28 protein-coding genes are annotated in these 19022 nt (G+C 40.6%); 24 read left to right on the forward strand and 4 right to left on the reverse strand.

Annotated features, from left to right (window positions below):
• The first annotated feature begins 75 nt into the window (after window positions 1–75).
• From MHI27_RS11070 to MHI27_RS11085, 4 genes are all read left to right on the forward strand, one after another.
• A complete protein-coding gene (locus MHI27_RS11070) occupies window positions 76–483 on the forward strand; it encodes a hypothetical protein (RefSeq protein ID WP_143763998.1) in 408 nt (135 codons plus the stop codon).
• A gap of 34 nt (window positions 484–517) precedes the next feature.
• Entirely contained in the window at window positions 518–1792 is a 1275-nt protein-coding gene (gene rhaA / locus MHI27_RS11075) for an L-rhamnose isomerase (protein ID WP_076283042.1), read from the forward strand.
• 117 nt (window positions 1793–1909) lie between these two features.
• Complete coding sequence (locus tag MHI27_RS11080) at window positions 1910–2548, forward strand: Vat family streptogramin A O-acetyltransferase (protein ID WP_076283041.1); 639 nt, start codon at window positions 1910–1912, stop codon at window positions 2546–2548.
• 111 nt (window positions 2549–2659) lie between these two features.
• Window positions 2660–3031 (forward strand): YkvA family protein, encoded by a 372-nt coding sequence (locus tag MHI27_RS11085; RefSeq protein WP_042187107.1) that lies wholly within the window; start codon window positions 2660–2662, stop codon window positions 3029–3031.
• A 16-nt stretch (window positions 3032–3047) separates the two neighbouring features.
• Here MHI27_RS11085 and MHI27_RS11090 read toward each other — a convergent pair whose 3' ends face one another.
• A complete protein-coding gene (locus tag MHI27_RS11090) occupies window positions 3048–3440 on the reverse strand; it encodes a helix-turn-helix domain-containing protein (protein WP_060622450.1) in 393 nt (130 codons plus the stop codon).
• Window positions 3441–3591: 151 nt separating this feature from the next.
• On the opposite strand from MHI27_RS11090, the gene MHI27_RS11095 reads away from it, so the two are divergent.
• From MHI27_RS11095 to MHI27_RS11155, 13 genes are all read left to right on the forward strand, one after another.
• Entirely contained in the window at window positions 3592–4266 is a 675-nt protein-coding gene (locus MHI27_RS11095) for an NAD(P)H-dependent oxidoreductase (RefSeq protein WP_341127796.1), read from the forward strand.
• Between the two features lie 210 nt (window positions 4267–4476).
• Window positions 4477–4887: a CidA/LrgA family holin-like protein gene (locus MHI27_RS11100; protein WP_076283039.1), complete on the forward strand. Its 411-nt coding sequence runs from the start codon at window positions 4477–4479 to the stop codon at window positions 4885–4887.
• Window positions 4887–5573, forward strand: coding sequence for an LrgB family protein (locus MHI27_RS11105; RefSeq protein WP_076283038.1), 687 nt, complete (start codon window positions 4887–4889; stop codon window positions 5571–5573). The genes MHI27_RS11100 and MHI27_RS11105 overlap by 1 nt, the downstream gene beginning before the upstream one ends.
• A gap of 91 nt (window positions 5574–5664) precedes the next feature.
• Complete coding sequence (locus MHI27_RS11110; RefSeq protein ID WP_042126589.1) at window positions 5665–5844, forward strand: hypothetical protein; 180 nt, start codon at window positions 5665–5667, stop codon at window positions 5842–5844.
• 176 nt (window positions 5845–6020) lie between these two features.
• Entirely contained in the window at window positions 6021–6209 is a 189-nt protein-coding gene (locus tag MHI27_RS11115; protein WP_076283037.1) for a hypothetical protein, read from the forward strand.
• A gap of 163 nt (window positions 6210–6372) precedes the next feature.
• Window positions 6373–6939, forward strand: a complete 567-nt coding sequence (locus MHI27_RS11120; protein WP_405176249.1) for a putative ABC transporter permease — start codon at window positions 6373–6375, stop codon at window positions 6937–6939.
• A 145-nt stretch (window positions 6940–7084) separates the two neighbouring features.
• Complete coding sequence (locus MHI27_RS11125) at window positions 7085–7549, forward strand: DUF523 domain-containing protein (protein WP_405176250.1); 465 nt, start codon at window positions 7085–7087, stop codon at window positions 7547–7549.
• Between the two features lie 61 nt (window positions 7550–7610).
• Complete coding sequence (locus tag MHI27_RS11130; RefSeq protein WP_156113097.1) at window positions 7611–7757, forward strand: hypothetical protein; 147 nt, start codon at window positions 7611–7613, stop codon at window positions 7755–7757.
• 210 nt (window positions 7758–7967) lie between these two features.
• A complete protein-coding gene (locus MHI27_RS11135; RefSeq protein WP_042193681.1) occupies window positions 7968–8441 on the forward strand; it encodes an NUDIX domain-containing protein in 474 nt (157 codons plus the stop codon).
• A gap of 18 nt (window positions 8442–8459) precedes the next feature.
• The gene (locus tag MHI27_RS11140) at window positions 8460–9047 is read left to right on the forward strand and encodes a histidine phosphatase family protein (RefSeq protein ID WP_339247196.1); all 588 of its coding nucleotides are present in this window, start codon (window positions 8460–8462) and stop codon (window positions 9045–9047) included.
• The gene (locus MHI27_RS11145; RefSeq protein WP_042187124.1) at window positions 9044–9469 is read left to right on the forward strand and encodes a hypothetical protein; all 426 of its coding nucleotides are present in this window, start codon (window positions 9044–9046) and stop codon (window positions 9467–9469) included. The genes MHI27_RS11140 and MHI27_RS11145 overlap by 4 nt, the downstream gene beginning before the upstream one ends.
• A gap of 9 nt (window positions 9470–9478) precedes the next feature.
• Window positions 9479–9889 (forward strand): DUF2809 domain-containing protein, encoded by a 411-nt coding sequence (locus MHI27_RS11150; RefSeq protein ID WP_081382731.1) that lies wholly within the window; start codon window positions 9479–9481, stop codon window positions 9887–9889.
• Between the two features lie 24 nt (window positions 9890–9913).
• A complete protein-coding gene (locus MHI27_RS11155; protein WP_042187128.1) occupies window positions 9914–10705 on the forward strand; it encodes a lipid II flippase Amj family protein in 792 nt (263 codons plus the stop codon).
• An 18-nt stretch (window positions 10706–10723) separates the two neighbouring features.
• Here the strand turns inward: MHI27_RS11155 and MHI27_RS11160 are convergent, their stop codons facing one another.
• Window positions 10724–11500 (reverse strand): hypothetical protein, encoded by a 777-nt coding sequence (locus tag MHI27_RS11160; RefSeq protein ID WP_339247204.1) that lies wholly within the window; start codon window positions 11498–11500, stop codon window positions 10724–10726.
• A 198-nt stretch (window positions 11501–11698) separates the two neighbouring features.
• Here MHI27_RS11160 and MHI27_RS11165 point away from each other — a divergent pair, with 198 nt between their 5' ends.
• Together MHI27_RS11165 and MHI27_RS11170 are read left to right on the forward strand one after the other, a co-directional pair.
• On the forward strand, window positions 11699–12556 hold the full coding sequence (locus MHI27_RS11165) for an SDR family oxidoreductase (RefSeq protein WP_042187132.1): 858 nt from the start codon (window positions 11699–11701) through the stop codon (window positions 12554–12556).
• Between the two features lie 368 nt (window positions 12557–12924).
• Window positions 12925–13320, forward strand: a complete 396-nt coding sequence (locus tag MHI27_RS11170; RefSeq protein WP_042187136.1) for a DUF4265 domain-containing protein — start codon at window positions 12925–12927, stop codon at window positions 13318–13320.
• 139 nt (window positions 13321–13459) lie between these two features.
• Here MHI27_RS11170 and MHI27_RS11175 read toward each other — a convergent pair whose 3' ends face one another.
• A complete protein-coding gene (locus MHI27_RS11175; RefSeq protein WP_405176719.1) occupies window positions 13460–14398 on the reverse strand; it encodes an alpha/beta hydrolase in 939 nt (312 codons plus the stop codon).
• A 207-nt stretch (window positions 14399–14605) separates the two neighbouring features.
• Between MHI27_RS11175 and lepB the strand changes: the two genes are divergently transcribed.
• The 3 genes from lepB (at window position 14606) to MHI27_RS11190 (ending at window position 17392) form a co-directional block, all read left to right on the forward strand.
• Window positions 14606–15166: a signal peptidase I gene (lepB, locus tag MHI27_RS11180; protein ID WP_405176251.1), complete on the forward strand. Its 561-nt coding sequence runs from the start codon at window positions 14606–14608 to the stop codon at window positions 15164–15166.
• A gap of 63 nt (window positions 15167–15229) precedes the next feature.
• Window positions 15230–16267 carry an HD-GYP domain-containing protein gene (locus tag MHI27_RS11185; protein ID WP_405176252.1) on the forward strand — a complete coding sequence of 346 codons (1038 nt, stop codon included), beginning with the start codon at window positions 15230–15232 and terminating at the stop codon, window positions 16265–16267.
• Window positions 16268–16531: 264 nt separating this feature from the next.
• Window positions 16532–17392, forward strand: a complete 861-nt coding sequence (locus tag MHI27_RS11190) for an alpha/beta fold hydrolase (RefSeq protein WP_405176253.1) — start codon at window positions 16532–16534, stop codon at window positions 17390–17392.
• A gap of 73 nt (window positions 17393–17465) precedes the next feature.
• On the opposite strand, the gene MHI27_RS11195 is transcribed toward MHI27_RS11190, so the two are convergent.
• A complete protein-coding gene (locus MHI27_RS11195) occupies window positions 17466–17783 on the reverse strand; it encodes a MazG nucleotide pyrophosphohydrolase domain-containing protein (protein ID WP_094870124.1) in 318 nt (105 codons plus the stop codon).
• A gap of 97 nt (window positions 17784–17880) precedes the next feature.
• Between MHI27_RS11195 and MHI27_RS11200 the strand changes: the two genes are divergently transcribed.
• Together MHI27_RS11200 and MHI27_RS11205 are read left to right on the forward strand one after the other, a co-directional pair.
• Entirely contained in the window at window positions 17881–18459 is a 579-nt protein-coding gene (locus MHI27_RS11200; RefSeq protein WP_339247212.1) for a TIGR00730 family Rossman fold protein, read from the forward strand.
• A gap of 103 nt (window positions 18460–18562) precedes the next feature.
• A complete protein-coding gene (locus tag MHI27_RS11205) occupies window positions 18563–18946 on the forward strand; it encodes a hypothetical protein (protein WP_339802728.1) in 384 nt (127 codons plus the stop codon).
• Window positions 18947–19022 lie beyond the last annotated feature (76 nt).

The raw sequence follows: 19022 nt of genomic DNA on the forward strand, positions 1-19022 counted from the left end.
AAAGAAAAGTATAAATCCCCCTCATAGAGTGTAAAAAGCGGAAAACCAGCAAAAGAAGGGTATAAATCCCCCTCATTGAGCGCAAAAAGCGGAAAACGAGAAAAAGAAGGGTATAAATCCCCCTCTTTGAGAGTAAATAGCGGAAAACGAGCAAAAGAAGGGTATAAATCCCTCTCATTGAGCGTAAAAAGCGGAAAACGAACAAAAGAGGGGTATAAATCCCCTACATTGAGTGTAAAAAGCGGAATACGAGCAAAAGAAGGGTATAAATGCCTCTCATTGAGCGCAATTAGCGGAAAACGAGTAAAAGAAGGGTATAAATGCCCCACATTGAGCGCAAATAGCGGAAAACGAGTAAAAGAAGGGTATAAATCCCCCTTATTGAGCGTAAAAAGCGGAAAACGAGAAAAAGAAGGGTATAAATCCCCCTCATTGAGCGTAAAAAGCAGAAATCGAGCAAAAGAAGGGTATAAATACCCCTAAATGAAATCACTAGACAATATCAGGAGGCTCTAGCATGGAGCAGAATACAGAAAGCTTTAGGAGCATTCAGACGAGCTATAATGAGGCGAAAAAGCTCTACGCACAGCATGGCATTGACGTAGATAAAGTATTAGAGCAGCTTGCAGCAATCAAAATTTCATTGCACTGCTGGCAAGGAGATGATGTAAAGGGCTTCCTGAATAAGGAAAAGGAACTAAGTGGCGGGATCGCGGTCACGGGCAGTTACCCGGGGCGAGCTAGAAATCCGGAGGAGCTGCGCCGTGATTTGGAGCAAGCACTAGCACTTATCCCCGGACGTCATAAAGTTAATTTACATGCTATTTATGCCGATACGGAAGAAACTGTAGATCTTGATGCGCTAGAGCCTAAGCATTTTGAAAGATGGGTGCACTGGGCTAAGGAGCAGGGGCTTGGATTGGATTTCAATCCCACTTGCTTCTCTCATGAAAAAGCTAATGATGGCTTCACACTAAGCCACTCGGATCCTGAAATCCGCAACTTCTGGATTGCTCATTGCAAGGCTTCACGCCGAATCTCCGAATCTTTCGGTCAGGCACTAGGTCAGCCTTGTGTAACCAACTTCTGGGTTCCAGATGGATATAAAGATACACCGATCGACCGTCTGTCACCGAGAGTGCGACTTCAGCAATCACTGGACGAGATCTTCAGCGAGGAGATCGATGAGCGATATAACATTGATGCTGTAGAAAGCAAGTTGTTCGGAATTGGTTCAGAAAGTTATGTGGTAGGTTCGCATGAATTTTATATGGGTTATGCACTAAGTCGGGGCAAAGCGGTTTGCTTCGATGCTGGGCATTTCCATCCGACCGAGACCATCTCGAATAAACTATCCTCTTGGCTGCTGTTTGGTGATCAATTGTTGCTGCATGTTAGCCGTCCAGTACGCTGGGATAGTGATCATGTGGTGACTATGGATGATGAACTGCTGGAGATTGCTCGTGAACTAGTTAGAGGTCAATTCCTAGAAAGAACTCATATTGGACTCGATTTCTTTGACGGAAGTATTAATCACATTGCCGCTTGGGTGATCGGAACACGTAACACAATCAAAGCTCTGCTACGTGCGATGCTGGAACCGATAGAGCTATTGAAGCAAATTGAACTGGATGGGGATTATACTACTAGACTTGCACTGGTAGAGGAATTGAAATCTTATCCGTTCGGAGCTATTTGGGATTATTATTGTGCGACGAATGGTGTACCTGTCCGAGAAAGTTGGCTGAGTGATGTGAAGCAATACGAAGTAGATGTTTTATCAAAGCGATAAAGTACTTGTTATGGCGGTTACCACACGGTAGCCGCTTTTTATGTTCATGATTCGTACTTATTTGAAAAGATATGTGATCTCTGCTATGTTTTATCAAAAAGAGAGAGAGGCGTTATTATGGAGAAATATGGACCGAATCCGAATGTGCTCTATCCGAATGAACAGATCAAAAGCATCTGTTATATCAAAAATGTGATTACAAGAAAAAATATTACGATTGGCGATTATACGTATTATGATGATATAGACGGTGCCGAAAAGTTTGAGGAGCATGTAACTCATCATTATGATTTTATTGGTGACAAGCTTATTATTGGGAAATTCTGCGCGATTGCCAAAGGTATTGAATTTGTCATGAATGGTGCGAACCATCGAATGAATTCTGTTACGACCTACCCTTTTAATATCATGTCTAATGGCTGGGAGCATGCGGTTCCAGAACTATCAGATTTACCCTTAAAAGGAGATACGGTGATCGGCAACGATGTGTGGATTGGGCAGAATGTTACGGTTATGCCGGGTGTACATATTGGTAATGGAGCCGTCATCGCGGCCAATTCAACAGTTGTCAAAGATATCCCGGCTTATAGTGTAGCTGGAGGAAATCCATGTAAAGTAATTAGACAACGTTTTGATGATGAATTGATCGAACATCTAGAAGCGCTTAAGTGGTGGGATTGGGATGCCGAGCGTATCTTTAAGAATCTTGAAGCGTTATGCAGCAGTGATTTGAATAAAATCAAAGAAATTAAATGATATTGTGTAAGTTTCATAGAACGAGCTATAGTTTATCTTAAAGATATAAATAATAGCTGAGGGTATACTGACTGTATGTACTTCATATGAACCTTGCGGAGGGAAAATCTAATGAAGAAAGATGATGATAAGATCACTGCGGAACTCACAGCAGAGAAGTTTCCATACAGTAAAGAGAACGAGGAGATGGTGACGCGGAATTTTTGGACTAAAACTAAAAAGTTCGCAGGCAAGATCCCATTTACTAAAGATGCTATTGCGATGTATTATTGCGCAGTCGACGCAAAGACCCCTTTATGGGCAAAAGGAATTGCCTTCGGAGCGTTGGCTTATTTCATCTCCCCGATTGATGCGATACCCGATGCGATTCTCGGCCTTGGATTTACAGATGATGCAGCGATCATTGCAGCAGGCATTAAAGCGATATCTGGTCAGGTAACCAACGAACATAAGGAAAAGGCCGAAGCATTTTTTGAAAAATAAAAGGTGCAGCTTTGAGCTACACCGTAATATTTGTACCTTCTGGACAGCTTTCTGCGGAAAGCTGTTTTGTTTTGTAAACCTCGCCCCAGTCTTTCATGAGTTTAATAATAGGGGTCAGTGTCTTGCCAAATTCAGTTAACGAGTATTCGACTTTCGGGGGAACCTGATGGTAGACCTCGCGGTGAACAACTCCATCTTCTTCCAGCTCTCTAAGCTGCAAGGTTAACATGCGTTGAGTGATTCCTGGGCATATCCGGCGAAATTCGTTAAAGCGTTTCGTTCCATCCATCAAGTGATAGATGAGAATCCCCTTCCATTTTCCTCCTATAACATCGAGCGTAAATTCCACAGGGCAAGCTTCCTTATTTCCCCCTGGGAAATCTCCGAATCCACCTTTTCGATCACGCATAGCCGTTCAACTCCCATAGTATCATTTTGTATACTACATAACATTAATGTGCGTACTTTTAAAGAAGTGATATATATTCTAATATTAAGCATGAGAACGGCAAACAGTCAAATGGGCCGTTGATTCTAAGCAAATAAAAGGAGTGTTAAATATGGATACTTTATCATTAAACAAGAATGAAATCCTGTCTGCTTACCAGTTCAGACATGCAACTAAAGAATTTGATAGTCATAAAAAAATTAGTGAGTCAGACTTTCAGTTTATTCTGGAAACAGGACGTCTGTCACCAAGTTCATTCGGATTCGAGCCTTGGCGTTTTGTCGTAGTACAAAGTCCGGAAATACGTGAGAAATTACGTGCTCATGCCTGGGGAGCACAAAAGCAATTGCCAACCGCAAGTCATTTTGTAATGATTCTCTCACGTCTTCCTAAAGATATGGCTGCTGATTCAGATTATATTAAAGGGATCATGGAGCATGTGCAGGAGCTACCTCCAGAAGTGATGGAAGGGAAAGGTAATATGTTCGATAAGTTCTTGAAGGTTGATTTTGGATTGATGGAGAATGAGCGTGCAATGTTCGAATGGAGCTGCCGTCAGACTTATATAGCCCTTGGTAATATGATGACATCAGCCGCTTTAATCGGAATCGATTCTTGCCCAATGGAAGGTTTCGATAAAGCGAAGATAGAGCAAGTTCTTACCGAAGAGGGGATTATGGATGCCGAACATTTTGGAATCTCCTGCATGGTAGCCTTTGGGTATCGTTTGAATGAACCACGTGGAAAAACAAGACAAAGCGCAGAGCAAGTCGTTCAGTGGGTTTAACTAAGCTGGAATCTCATTTTTGAGCTGCATAACGAAAATAATGAAACCTGCAAAGTCTCCAGTGTCTTGGAGATCATGCAGGTTATTTTTGTTTAATTCTTACAAGATTCGAAAAGTAATTGAAATTTTCATGAAAACTCTGATACTCTTATTGAGGTGACCCATTTTAAGCTTTATCGAGTTAATTTAATAATGAAGGGATCCTGCATCATGAAAATCATTCGCATAATTATCCAAGTGTTCCTGCTTTATTTGTTCTACTTGGCTGGAGACTTCCTGCAAAAGCAGCTGCATCTTCCCGTTTCTGGGAGTATCGTCGGATTACTTTTGCTCTTTGTTTTATTGCTATTCAAGGTTGTACCAGTGAAGTGGATTGAAGATGGTGCAACAACAATATTAGCTTATCTTCCGTTATTTTTTATTCCAGCGACGGCTGGGATCGTGAAGCATATGGATATTTTTAGTGGAAGAGGTTTGCTCTTAATCTTGATTCTTATCGTTAGCAGCGTCCTCACAATTGCAGCAGCAGCACATACGAGTCAATGGCTTTCAACCTTGAAAGGAAAGAGCAAGGCGGGCTGGAGCAGCAAGAGCTTAAGCGAAAAGGGGAAGGAATTATAATGTTTTTTATCGCGACAGGAATTGTCCTGCTTAATGTTGCTATTTATTTGATGATGTCCGTAATTTATAGACGTTTTCGGTTTCCTGTACTGATTCCCGCGTTAACAGCAACAGTCCTTGTTGTAGCAATACTTCTATTTTTTCATATTCCGTATGATACATATATGATAGGCGGTCAGTGGATCAATCAGTTACTCGGTCCTGCTGTAGTGGCGCTAGCCTACCCATTGTATAAACAACGTAATGTGTTAGTCGAGAATCTTCCAGCCATCCTGGGGGGAGCGATTGCAGGACTGTTATTAGGGATGTTTAGTGGTCTGCTTTTGGCGGCTGGTCTAGGATTCTCTAAATTGTATGTTCTGTCCATTTTGCCAAAATCGATCACAACACCTGTGGCGATACAAATCTCAAATGGTTTAGGTGGGGACTCCTCGCTAACCTCCGTATTTGTAATGATTGCCGGATTTACAGGTGCGATTGGCGGTCCTCTCATTATTAAACTGTTTAAGATTCGAAGCGAAGTTGGGATTGGGATCGGGTTAGGAACGGGTTCTCATGCACTTGGAACTGCAAAGGCACTGGAATACGGTGAACAGTCAGTTTCAATGAGCTCCGTAGCGATGACCGTTTGTGCTATTGTCGGTTCATGTATCGGTCCGGTGGTAGCTTGGATCATGTACCCTTAAATTCATTCATCGTAACTATGTTTGCAAAACACTCCATCGGGTAACTATAACTAAGGAACAAATAAAGCAAAGCACCTGAGGAGGATTTCACATGTCAGATTATTCTCAAGATGAAGCGGAAATCCGCAACAAGGAAAATAAAGACGGCGATTCATTAGCTGAAATTAAGAAGATGGAGAATGGTGTGGACATCGAGCCAGAAGCAGACGATTGGGTAGCCAAGCCTGCAGAGTCCTCGCATCCTGATCCGCTTCCTAACGATTTGGACTAAATGATTCGGAAGACAGGCTGTCCTTCATTGGGCAGTCTGTTTTTCTTGAGATGATTTTAGCAATTATTGTATAATGAATTCAGGTACAACCTCATCAGAGAGTTTTCTCCAAATTCTTAGTAGCTTTTCGCAAATTTCACAGATCTCAGCCATTCTTGTAGCAGGGAGGAAATGAAATGCGTAGTCGGAATGAGAACAGCCGATATCGGCAAAAACGTGGTGAGGCTCTTGTAGGCAACTTTGAGAAAAAGTATGGTTCAAACTTTGGCGTACGTAGTGAACTTACAACGGATACGTTAAAGAAACAAGACGACGATCAGTCGCTAATATCGGCTCAGAATCACGAAGAACGGCTTAAACCATAAGCGTGGATGGATAGAGAATCCGCTTCACTTTTTATAATTTGTAATGAAGACATAACCTTTGGGTTATGTCTTTTTTGTTGCGCATATCTCCTGAAGGATTAAGGCATAATAGGTCCGGATGGATATTTAAGAAAATAATGACAACTAGGAGCGGTGTATAAACATGATGACTTCTATATTTTCTTCAAGCGGAGATTCTACGATGGCAGTGGCTGGCCAATATTTCTTTTATTTTATGATCTACTCTTTTTTAGGCTGGGTATTGGAAGGTACATATAACTTATATAGTAATGGAAGCTTTCGCAAAGAAGGCTTTCTAAAAGGCCCTTTTAAGCCAATGTATGGATTTGCACCACTGCTTCTTTTGATTGCCAGAGACTTAACCCTGCCTTTCCCAATTTTCCTCCTGCTTGCGTTAGTCGTTCCTTCAGCTGTTGAATATGTAAGTGGTTGGCTGCTGAAGTCTGTCTTTCAAAAGCAATGGTGGGATTACTCAGGGATGTCTTATCAACTGCAAGGGCATATTTGCCTTCGATTCTCCCTATATTGGTGGGCGCTATCAGTAGCTTGTGTATATGGGATTCAGCCGTTTATGGAGCGTTTGTATTCACTAGTCCATAATGTTTGGGGAATTATATTTCCTTTCGTGGGACTCTATCTTATGGCTGATTTATTGTGGACTTGCTGGAGTCGGTATAGAAGTGAGAAGACCCCCCAATATCAAGATTAATGATGCCTATATGGACATAATAAGCATTCTTTTGTATATGAAGCACAAACATTTCAGTGACAAGCATTTCGATCTTGCATATCAGTTTTGTGTCGTAAATAATATAGCCATATATTAAATACTAGACGGACTGGTGGAGATTACGATGACAGGGAAGATTCTAGTAAGCGCATGTCTGTTAGGACATAAAGTGCGTTATGATAATGGTGATGTGCCGTGTCTCGATGCTCGTTTCTTGAAGTGGTATGAGGAAGGGCGTTTTGTCCACATTTGTCCTGAGGTAGTCGGAGGGTTATCAACGCCTCGTCCAGATGCCCAGCGGCAAGGTGAGCGGGTAGTAACAGGTGCAGGTGTGGATGTTACGGAACCTTTTATGAAAGGTGCTCAAGCAACGCTGAAGCTGGCTACAGAACATCAAGTTACATTTGCAATATTAAAACAGGATAGTCCTTCTTGTGGTAGTCTTTATATTTATGATGGTACTTTTAGGGATACGAAGATGTCAGGAGAAGGTACAACTACGGAGTTATTACGGCAAAATGGCTTTAAAGTGTTCGGCGAAGATCAACTAGATGAAGTGGAGAAAGAACTTGCTCGTATGGAGGGGTAAGTCATTCTTAAAGTAATAAATCGAACTCACGTTACATAGTGTGTATAAGGGGAACGAAGCAGTGTCCTTGGGAGAGGAAATGCCGTCCGAAGAGCCATCCTTCATTTGGGATTGGAGGCGGACGCAGATGAGTATTGATCAGCTCATTTCATTGCTTGTTCTTGTCATCATGATCGTACAGCTTGCCGGCTACAAAGGGAAACATTAAGCTCAAAGTCTCACCTCATTGTAACTGCTTCCGGACCTCAGAAAGTATTGAGCCGTTCGGAAGCTTTTTTTGTTCCACGCTAAGCATATTACCGATTCTAAAGGATTCCATCACAGTGATGTCTAATATATACATAATGTGGGTTTTTGGGAAGCCGGAGGAAAATAGGATGATGTTCTACAAAACGGTGTGAGAGGATGGATGAATAGCGTGCCGATGTCTGAGTATTATCAGGAGATCCGAGGAAAAGTGGGTTCAGAGTTATTAATGATGCCTTCCGTAGCTGCAGTAATAAGAAATAAAGAAGATGAAATTCTATTTATTCGAAAACCTGAAGAGTCCTTGTGGGGATTGCCAGCAGGCGCCATCGAGCCAGGGGAACGGCCGGGAAGAACTTTGCGCAGAGAAGTATATGAAGAGACTGGATTAATGGTGCATCCTACTTCCATTCTTGGGGTTTTTGGTGGAGGGAAATATAGATACGAATATAACAATGGAGACCAGGTGGAATATACAGTCATCGTATTTGAGTGTTCTATCATCCGTGGAACGCTGAGAGCAATGGATGGAGAAGTCGAAGAATTTAAGTTCTTTAAAGAGAGTGAGCTGCCCGAGATGGCCATTCCCTATCCAGTGGAGATTTTCAAGAAAGACCGCGAAGTGGCAAAAACGATATTTGAATGAGCTGGAGAGGAGTAACTCATGAAGACTTTTATTTATATGATTAGGCACGCAGTATCACCTTTTGTGCTTGGGGATGAGAGAGAACGAGGATTATCTGATAAAGGGCATGAGGACGCATATAGAATTAAAGAACTGTTGGCGGAGGAAGAGATCACACATTTTGTTTCTAGTCCTTATAGGCGAGCCATAGATACGATTAAGTATTTGGCTGAGGCATCGGATCAAGAAATTGAGCTGTATGAGGAACTTAGAGAAAGAGCCATCGCAAGCGTTGAAATCGAGATCAGTGAACAAGAATTTCTTCAGGGTATCCAGACATCATTCACAGACTTACAATATAAAATGCCAAATGGTGAGAGTACTCAGGAAGCGCAAGAGCGTGCGATCCCCATCATGAAGCAATTGATCCAGCAAAATAAAGGCGGCAAAATAGCACTAGGTACCCACGGGAATATCATGACCATTATCCTGAATTACTTCAATAAAGAGTATGGTTATGAGTTCTTTGAACAGACTTCGAAACCAGATATTTATAGGCTGGAATTTGATGAATTAGAGCTTACTAGTGTGGAACGAATGTGGAACCCCGAAGTCCTGAGCAAATGAAGTATTTTATTAAGCTGAATTCGTTAAGCGTACTTTATGCCTTTATGTTGTTTGTCGTAATAGAGCTACTAGTAAATATTTATCGTATTAGTAGAATTTCTGGCTTGGAGCTGGATAAAGTGAATAACTTGCAGCTTATTTTCATATTTGTGATGTTTATATTTTTTTCTATGGGGTTTGTTTGGATGACAAGAAAATATTTGAGCGGTAAAAAATCCATATATTTCACTACGATCCTGTGGTTTCCCTATTTGGTTCTGTTTATTAATTTATTCGCAGCATGGTTCCCGATTACAGAAGCTGCGGATAAACCAGTTCCGGTAACGGGGTTAATCATAATAGGGGCCATGATTATTTATCCGTTTTATATCGTGATGATTAATATTATATCAAGCATAAATTTCAAGTCAGACGCAGGATAGAGGATGGAAATGAGAGTCAATGCTTTAAAAGAAAGAGTTATTTATGGATGCATCTGCTTAATTGTTATTGTACTGGGGTTATGCTCTAGAGCATTCTCGGAACAGCTACCTTTGTTTGTAACGAGACATTTTGGAGATGCGCTTTGGGGCAGCATGGTTTACTTTATGTTTCGTGTACTGCTAGTGAACCGGAAGCTGTGGATCGCTTTCATGTGGAGCCTGATGTTTAGTTTCGGCATAGAATTTAGCCAACTGTATCAAGCAGAGTGGATCAACAGCATCCGTGCTACCATACTCGGTGGGTTGATTCTCGGAAAGGGATTCCTATGGATTGACCTTGTTCGATATACCGTTGGAATTACGCTTTCTTACGGACTGGATCAATACTTTCGCCCAAAACTGCACCGAATAGATAAATAGCTTTTAATGGAGATGAACCTAAAAATGGTAAATAGCTTGATTGTAGTATGCTTGCTTACAATGATTATTCATACAGCAGAAACCTTATCTTATTCGGTAAGATACGCCGGGGTGAAGCTGAACAAGATAGCTATTGCTTTGTCTCTGACAGGCATTATTGTTCTCGTGTCAAGAACTGCAAACATGATTCAAGCTCCACTGACGGCTAAATTCGTAGATTATGCCAAAATACATTCTGATTTCCCACTTCTTAATTACTTGAGAATTATATTGTTAGCTTCTTCATTAGGGACATTAATTGCCATTGCTATTTTCCCTACTTTTGTAGGCTTGTTTGGGAGAATCATCTCAAAGCTTGAAATCGAAGGTTCTATTCCCAAGCTGCTTACGAGCGTAACGATCGGGCAGTTAAAAAATACTAGAAAATACATAAGAAAACCAAAAGTGAATCTATATAACTTCAGATACCTGGGGATTCCTAAACGTTTTATTGTTATGAATGTTTTTGTTACAGCCTTTTACACCGTAGGGGTCATATCATCTTTGTATGCTGCTCATCTAATGCCTCAATATAGCACGACTGCTTCTCAAGCCTCAGGATTGATTAACGGAATGGCGACTATACTGCTGACCATATTTATCGACCCACAGCTTGGTCTTATTACCCATAAAGCCACTGAAAATGTAGAATACCGTGATCAGCTAGGAAAAATATATGTGGTATTGATGGGTTCGCGATTTATAGGTACTATATTTGCTCAGCTCCTAATTGTGCCTGCAGCCCAACTAATTAGTATGTTAGTGAAGCTGATATGAGCCGGTGGGAACGAATCCTTATGGAAGCTTAGACTCTGCAGATCGTAGAGCTAAGGAGATCTTCTGCTCCCAGCTGTAAATATTCTGATGCATGTCATGAATTCGTTTCATTTGCTCATAGGATATTTTCATTTCTGATACTGCCTTAATTGCATCCCCTTGTTTTACAGCCGATTTATATTGTTTATCTGCTTCTGAACGAACTTTCTGCGCTACAGCGATATTCTTGTTCTCGGCGGTGATTTGCTTCTTCAGAGCTGTGATTGGTGCCAGAGCATCTTTGATAGGCTTGATCTTGGCAGCTGTTTGCTTGCGGGCAGTTGCCAAAGCGTCTGTCTTGGCCTTAATTTCAGTTCTAGCGAGTGTTACCGCAGCTTTGAGCTTATTGCGTCTTAGATCCAGGAGAGTGGCTGTCTTAAAGTCCTTAGCTTTCTTGGCTGCGGTAGACTGCTTACTGAGTGTGCTGTATTGGTCCAGTAGAGGAGCATGTTTCTTCTGAGCCGACGTTGCTTCAGATGATAAACGACTCAGCAGAACCTTATCTGTTGACTCTATGACAGAGTGAATAGATTTCAGAGTTTCATTGTTCTGCTTACGTAGCATTTGAATTTTTGAGCTATCGGACTTGAGGGCTACTTGAAGCGAGGTATAATTACCATGGAGACCGTTAATGTCATCTAAGGCTGAATCCCAGTCTGTACCTGCAGAAGCTAATGTAAGGTTGATGTTGAGGAGAGCTACTACTAGGATTAATTGGACAAACCTCTTTAAATAACTAAAATTGTGAATAAACATTCATTTCAGCTCCTTAATTAGTCTATGTGCGCAAAAAAAGCACCTCCAAGATAGGCATGAATGCCTATCTTGCGAGGTGCTTCTCCCGCAGAAATATAAATGATACACTTACTATAACTTGAAATTAATGGATAGTCAATCCGAAAAAAGAACGTTTGTTTGCTTTTTTGAAATAATGAAACATAAGGAGAGTCAAAGATGAATTCACATCTAGATCGAATGCATGATCGAGTGGCCTTAATAACCGGAACCTCTAGTGGATTTGGACTGCTCACAGCCCTTAAACTAGCAGGACAGGGATTCAAAGTTGTAGCAACCATGCGCGATTTGAGTCGTAAAGGCGAGCTTGAACAGCAGGCAGAGCAAGCAGGACTCTTGAAGCAGCTTCATTTTATGACCATGGATGTTACCGATAGTGATTCTATACAGGCGACTATAACCTCAGTACATGAAACATTCGGAAGAATTGATGTTTTGGTAAATAATGCAGGCTTTGCTATAGGCGGCTTCATAGAAGAGATATCTATGGAAGAATGGCGTCAGCAAATGGAGACGAATTTTTTCGGATTAGTCGCGGTGACAAAAGCTGTGCTGCCAGTTATGCGAGAACAGAAAAGTGGTACGATTATTAACGTGGGGAGTATAAGCGGGTTGTCCGGGTTTCCGGGGTATGCTCCATATGCAGCTTCCAAATTTGCAGTAGAAGGATTCAGTGAAAGTCTGCGTCATGAAATGTCTCCTTATGGAATACGTGTAGTATTAATTGAACCTGGCTCCTTCCGTACTCCGATTTGGGGAAAAGGAATGGCACAAATTCGTCAAGTCGAGGATTCTCCTTATAGAGACCGTCTGGACGCTGTGCTACGATATTCCAAGCATACCGCTGAAACTGCACCTGATCCAAAGCAAGTGGCAGATCTCATCGGTCGTATTACTGAAATGAAGTCACCGAGGCTTCGGTATCCTATCGGCAAAGGCACCCGGATCTTGATCTTAGGCAAAACGCTGCTCCCGTGGAAATGGCTGGAGAGAATTATTGCGAAAGAATTGAGGTGATGGAATGGAGCAATCCATAAACTTAACAATCATTAAACTCATTGGATATGTATCCAGTTTGATGACCGTTTTTTTATGGTTTATATTTATATTCATTAATCCGTATGCTGAGGTTACGAATCAATCCAGTATTATAATAAGTATGGTAATGTTGGTGTTGCCTGCCGGATTACTTGCGATAGGTGTCTCTTTAAACAGAAGCCTTCTCATGCTTCTCGCCTTTATTTGGAGTTTTCCATACAGTTTATATATGTTTTTAACGCCGGGAATCTTCAGGTTGTTCGGGATTACAAGCTTAATGTATTTATTGTGTTTTGTGTTATTTAGAATCATCAAGATCAGATTTTGAATAGAATTGAGGTGTGCTGATGCTAGATTCGTCAGGACTACATATTTGCTTCGATCCAGCAGGCCGTGAAATTGAAATCCTTGATGTTACTCCAGTCGGTAAAGATAAATACCGCATCGAAGAGACGCCGATCTTTAATCCAAGTGTTACAATGGGTGATATTATACGGGTGAAAGAAGAGCTAGGGATCTATTACTATCAGGAAACTGTACAGAAATCTCATTTCAAAAGGTACGCTTGGCTCCTCAGTAAAGAGGCTGTTGATTCAGCAGCCATTTCTGCTTTTAAACAACGGATCACAGAGAATGATGGGAAATGTGAACAGATCTTTGGCGGTTTGTTGGTCATTCATATTCCTAAGAATACTTTGATGGACGTAGATGGGGAAATGAATCGCATTATTGAGCGGTTTTAGAAGTGTGGGTACGTAAATATTGACGAGTATGAATAAGAAAAAAATGCTGCGGCATGAAATGCAAGGAAGCTTGCACATGATGCAGCAGCATGGAGAATAGGTGAAACGGTTTAGACAATCTGAGCGATACAATCTATACTTATTTTATTTCTTTCATAAATGTCTTGAAATTTTCGGCGATTTCTTTTGATTTGGTATGGTGCAGATAATGTCCTGCATCAAGTTTTACCAATTTTCCTTGTACGGAATTTTTGACTTGCTCTTCATGCAATGATATCCAATCTTTTAAGAGAGTATCATCCCCTTGTACAAAGAGCAAAAGGGGAATTTCCTTTGGAAAAGTTGAATTTAGAGCCCCTTTATAATTAGAAGACATATGTTCCACTTCATTTAAGTTAGTGTAATTATAAGTGTTTCTAAGCGTAAGCAATCTCAATTGTTCTTTAGTTTCATCATCAAACGGCAATTCAGCATAGGGATTTCCACTTGATTTAAATAACAATCTGCCCAAGCCTGATTCTCTAAGTAGTTTTAATTTTCCTGTTGGTATTTTAACACCTATCCTGTCTTCCGTTGCAATACTATTATCAATCCCGACAAATGCACTCACTTCGTTTGGATATTTGTTCACATAATTCAAACTGTACATACCGGAAATAGAGTGTGCCATTAGAATATAACGGTCAATATTAAGCTGCTTTACAGCTTCATGAATTTCACTCACAATGTTTTCTGTGGTTCGCTCTTTTTCAGTTCTATCACTTAATCCATAACCGAAAGGCTCAATCACGACAACTTTGTAAAATGGAGATAGTTCATCTATTAACAGCTTAAAATCAAGTCCCGGTGCCACCGTTCCATAACCAGGTAAGAGCACGACTGTCTCTTCACCCTTTCCTTGAATCAAAACGTTCATATTTTTACCATCGACGCTTACAGACTGACCATAGGGTTTTATTTTAGCTTGGTCCGATTTATTGAGGAAAATATTAGCGACAAAAACAGTCACTAGAAAAAGTACTATTGCAGTAGCTAAAGCCCCTATGGAAATAAGTATAATTTTAAGCGGTTTATTCATCCTTTTTTTTATAACCTCTTCTTCTGGTTTCACTCGTATCTTCTCCTGTTCTAATCGCTTTATTTTAGTACCTTAACGAATTGCTAAAGGAAGCTTACCCGATGAAGATGAACTATACATGACGACAATATGAACTGAATATGAACGAGCGAAAAAAGCTTCTGCACCGATCAAAGAGTTTATAAAATGAATATGAGGTGAGCAATTATGTTGAAATTTATCAAACAATATTTGCCTAGTGTTGCTATCGCAGTGGTCCTATCTTTGTTTGTAAGAACTTATGTTGCTGAAGCCATGAGGGTTCCTACTGGCTCTATGATTCCTACAATTGAAATTAATGACCGTCTAATCGTTGAAAAAATGTTATGGATGACGACACTCGATCATGGAGATATCGTCGTGTTTACGCCTCCGGTAGCAGGTGATGAGAATAAAAGATATGTAAAGCGGTTGATAGGGTTGCCAGGTGATACCATTGAAATTAAAGATGGAGCCCTTTACAGAAATGGAACGGAGATCAATGAACCCTATCTTAATGAGCGGATGAATTATACTTTTGGACCCGTTACGGTTCCGTCGGACCATTACTTTTTTCTCGGAGATAACCGGAATATAAGCTACGATGCTCATCTCTGGGCTACTCCTTTTGTAGCGAAGGATCAGTTGATTGGAAAAGTGATAGCGGACTTTAGTATTCCTTTTCAGGTGATGTTGCGGGGGTCTTTTGAACTAATTGAGAGTGTTAATGAGACTTTAACCATATTGTGACTTTGGAATAATTTAGCTATCCTTAAGGTAAAATATACCTATTGATAGGAAGGGTGCAGAATTTTGAAAGCTCATGTCACGGATCTCAAACATGGCGATTGTCTTATGTTGGACACTTTTAATAGTGTTGGTTTACACGTGCTCCCAAAAGGGACAATTGTTTACCAAGAAGAAATCACCCTCCTGATGAGACATCGTATCGATTATGTCGATATTGAACCTCGCAGCATTGCGATGGATAATGAGGGAATGAATCTGGAGCAAAGCCTAAATGGAAACTTTGATCTAGCAATCCAAAACTATGAATCTATTTTTCTAGAAGCACTCAGCAAGGGCAGTTTCACGCAGTCAGATGTTGATCTTACGTTGCAGCCCTTGCTGGAAAAAATGGATGAACATAAGGATGTAGTTTCCTTATTGCTGTTGCTTGAACGAGAAGACGTTGGTACATACAATCATTCATTACAGGTGGGACTGCTATCATTTTACATAGCGACTTGGTTAGGTTATACCAAAGAAGAACGCTACGAGATTAGCCGGGCAGGGTATTTACACGACATAGGAAAAAGTCAGATCGACCCATCTATCTTAAATAAGACGGGGATCTTAACCCCTGAGGAAACTGAAGAACTAAAGCGTCACACTTCGTATGGATACGATATTATTCTTAAATCTATGAATGACGAGAAGACCGCTCTGGTGGCGCTTCAGCATCATGAATTCGAGGATGGGACTGGTTATCCTAATATGCTTCGTAAGGCGGACCTGCACCCGTATACACTGATTGTGGCTGTTGCTAATGCCTATGTTGGGATGACCTCTGCAAGAGTGAATCAACCCAAACAAGGGCTGATTACCGTTCTGCGCAAGGTGCATGAGCTAGGCTTTGGCAAGCTGAATGGAAATGCGGTACAAGCTTTGATTGGACATTTACTGCCGAACTTCGTAGGTAAAAGTGTTCAGCTTAGCAACGGAGAGCAAGGTACGATTATTATGAACAACCCTTTGGATATTTTTAAACCGTTAGTGAAAGTAGATGAAACTACGTTTAGGGATTTATCCAAGGAGCGAAATTTGACCGTTGAGGAAGTATTTATTTAACGAATAGTTTTGTCTGGATAAATGGAAAGGCTATCTCCTGATTCAAAATCAGAGGATAGTCTTTTTATGTTATAATAGAAATTGGGTTAACAACCCTTTAATATGAAGTAGGAGAGTGCTTATCGTGATTATCAAGTTCATTCGTTTGCGTTAATTCGAGGTGCAATTCAATGACACCAACATCCATTTATTTCAAAATGTGACGGGTCTTATTTAAGTGTGCATGCTTTGATTACCAAATTCGAATGAAATGAGGAATAAACAATGAGCGAAAAGATATTTAAAGTAAACGGAATTGATATATGTTCGGATAGTTTTGGAGACCCTAGCAATCCTGCAATATTACTAATTATGGGTGCCACTTGTTCAATGGTTTATTGGGATGAGGAGTTTTGTCAACGATTAGCAGATACAGGACGATATGTTATAAGGTATGATAACCGGGATGTGGGACGTTCTGTTGTATATGAGCCTGGGAGTTCTAATTATACGGTAATTGATATGGCCGATGATGCTGCTGGGTTACTTGACGCTTATAATATAGAACAGGCAAATATCGTTGGGATGTCCTTAGGTGGAATGATTGCACAAGTCCTTGCTATACGTCATCCCCAAAAGGTTCTAACCTTAACATTGGTCGCATCTAGCATTTTTGAATCTGATGATAATGACCGGAACTTACCTCCAATGGATGAGAGGATCCTCGCTTTTCATGCCAATGGAGCTAGTCTGGATTGGTCAGATGAAGAAGCGGTCGCAGATTACTTGGTTTCCGGTTCCAGCATACTCTGTGGATCAAAACATAAATTCGATGAGAAAAGAGCGTATAAACAAGTTAGGATGGAAATAAAACGTGCAAACAACTTGCTCAGCATGTTTAATCATTCGCTTCTTACAGGAGTGGATGACTACGAGGGGAAGGCGAAAAATACCATGGTTTCTACCTTAGTTATCCACGGTACAGAAGATAGCATACTTCCCTTGGAGCATGGTCTGGCGCTTGCCGATGAAATTCCTAATGCGTCGCTACTAACCCTAGAAGGAACGGGTCACGAAGTTCACCCAGATGATTGGGAAACAATAATTAATGCTATTTCGAATCATACATTAGGCAGTAATAGTTAACGAGGCTTAAATAGTTAGATAAAGAAGGGTTACAATACGGTGATGCCGATTGTAGCCCTTTTTCTACTTCTCCTTAGGAATTAAAGCGTTTAACTAATTTTTCCTTATGTGCAGTAAATGCCTCTTCTAAAGTGATACCATACAAATCGGCTAACAAGGCTATATTGCCTAGCACATCACCAATTTCCTCAATCAAGTCGTGTTTCAGTTGCTCTGGTGGAGGGGTAGATTCATCTGGCCGATCTCTTCCGATTTCATAGGATCGTACTGCCCGTGCAACCTCACCTGTCTCTTCCATAAGAAATCCAACCCGTATAAAAGGACCATAATCGGTCCAGCCTCTTTGTCCATAATAACTTTTAATCCATTTCTGCACTTCATTGATCTCCATATTATGTAGCTCTCCTTAATCTTTTATATGATTTATTCTCCAACATATAGTATATTAGATGTCGGATATTATCAATATATAGTTTGGGGATGAGGATTTGAAATCAATTTGTGTTTTTGCAGGATCGAATTTAGGGGTGCATGAGGAATATAAAGTCAAAGCTGTTGAACTTGGAAACTACATGGCTATGAACGATTATCGCTTAATTTACGGGGGGTCAAAAATTGGATTAATGGGTGAAGTCGCCAATGCTGTTTTGAACGGTGGAGGTGAGGTGATCGGAGTTATGCCTAGGGGATTGTTTAATGGAGAGATGGTACATAGAGAATTAACGCAGCTGATAGAAGTGGACGATATGCATGGACGTAAAGCAAAAATGGGAGAATTGGCGGATGGGTTTATTGCTTTACCCGGCGGTTTTGGAACGTATGAAGAGCTGTTTGAGGTTTTGTGCTGGTCACAAATCGGTATACATAAGAAACCGGTAGGGGTTTTAAATATCAGGAATTATTTTGATCCTCTGATGAATCTAATTCAACACAGCATTAACGAGGGGTTTTCTAACGCTTCGCATCTTAGCTTGTTAAATATAGATCAAGAACCCTTGGAACTATTAAAAAAATTAGAAAGCTATGTCCCTCAAACGTTGGAGCAAAAGTGGAAACAGCTTAACTAAAGAACAGTTACTGTAACAGATGAAAGGGCTGCCGAGAGGGAGCTCTTTTTCTGCTAATCATTAGATGTGGTAGAATATGGGTGTAGTTCAAGGAGGTGTGCGAATGAACGTAAAAAAGAATGTACTATTCATTTTATGTTTAGTTGTAATCGTAGCTATTATTGGATGGATCACTATAGAAGTTGGGCATTCCAAATGGAATTTTGAACGTCAGTTAAATGCGGAACTACAGGGACTCCAAACCATAAATCAAGTAAATTATAATTCCGATGCTGATGCAGTGAAAGAAATAAGCCTAATGAAGCATCCTTTGAACATAAAGGTCCTTTCTACAACTCCTGAAGTAGCACCAAGACCTGATTATTTTCGCGATGTAATGGTTGAAATTAATGATAAGCCTTTTAAAGTACGAATGGCTTGTTATACTAAACCCTTGTCTAATACCCCATTTGAAATATGGGATTTGAATCAAATTAACTTTGAATAACCTCACTTTCGCTCGCTGAATTTGAATTTCACTAGTGGATTGGCTATGATAAATATAGAGAAAAGCTACAAGAGGA

Origin of the sequence: Paenibacillus sp. FSL H8-0261 (assembly GCF_045040645.1) — a bacterium.
Classification (GTDB): domain Bacteria; phylum Bacillota; class Bacilli; order Paenibacillales; family Paenibacillaceae; genus Paenibacillus_AQ.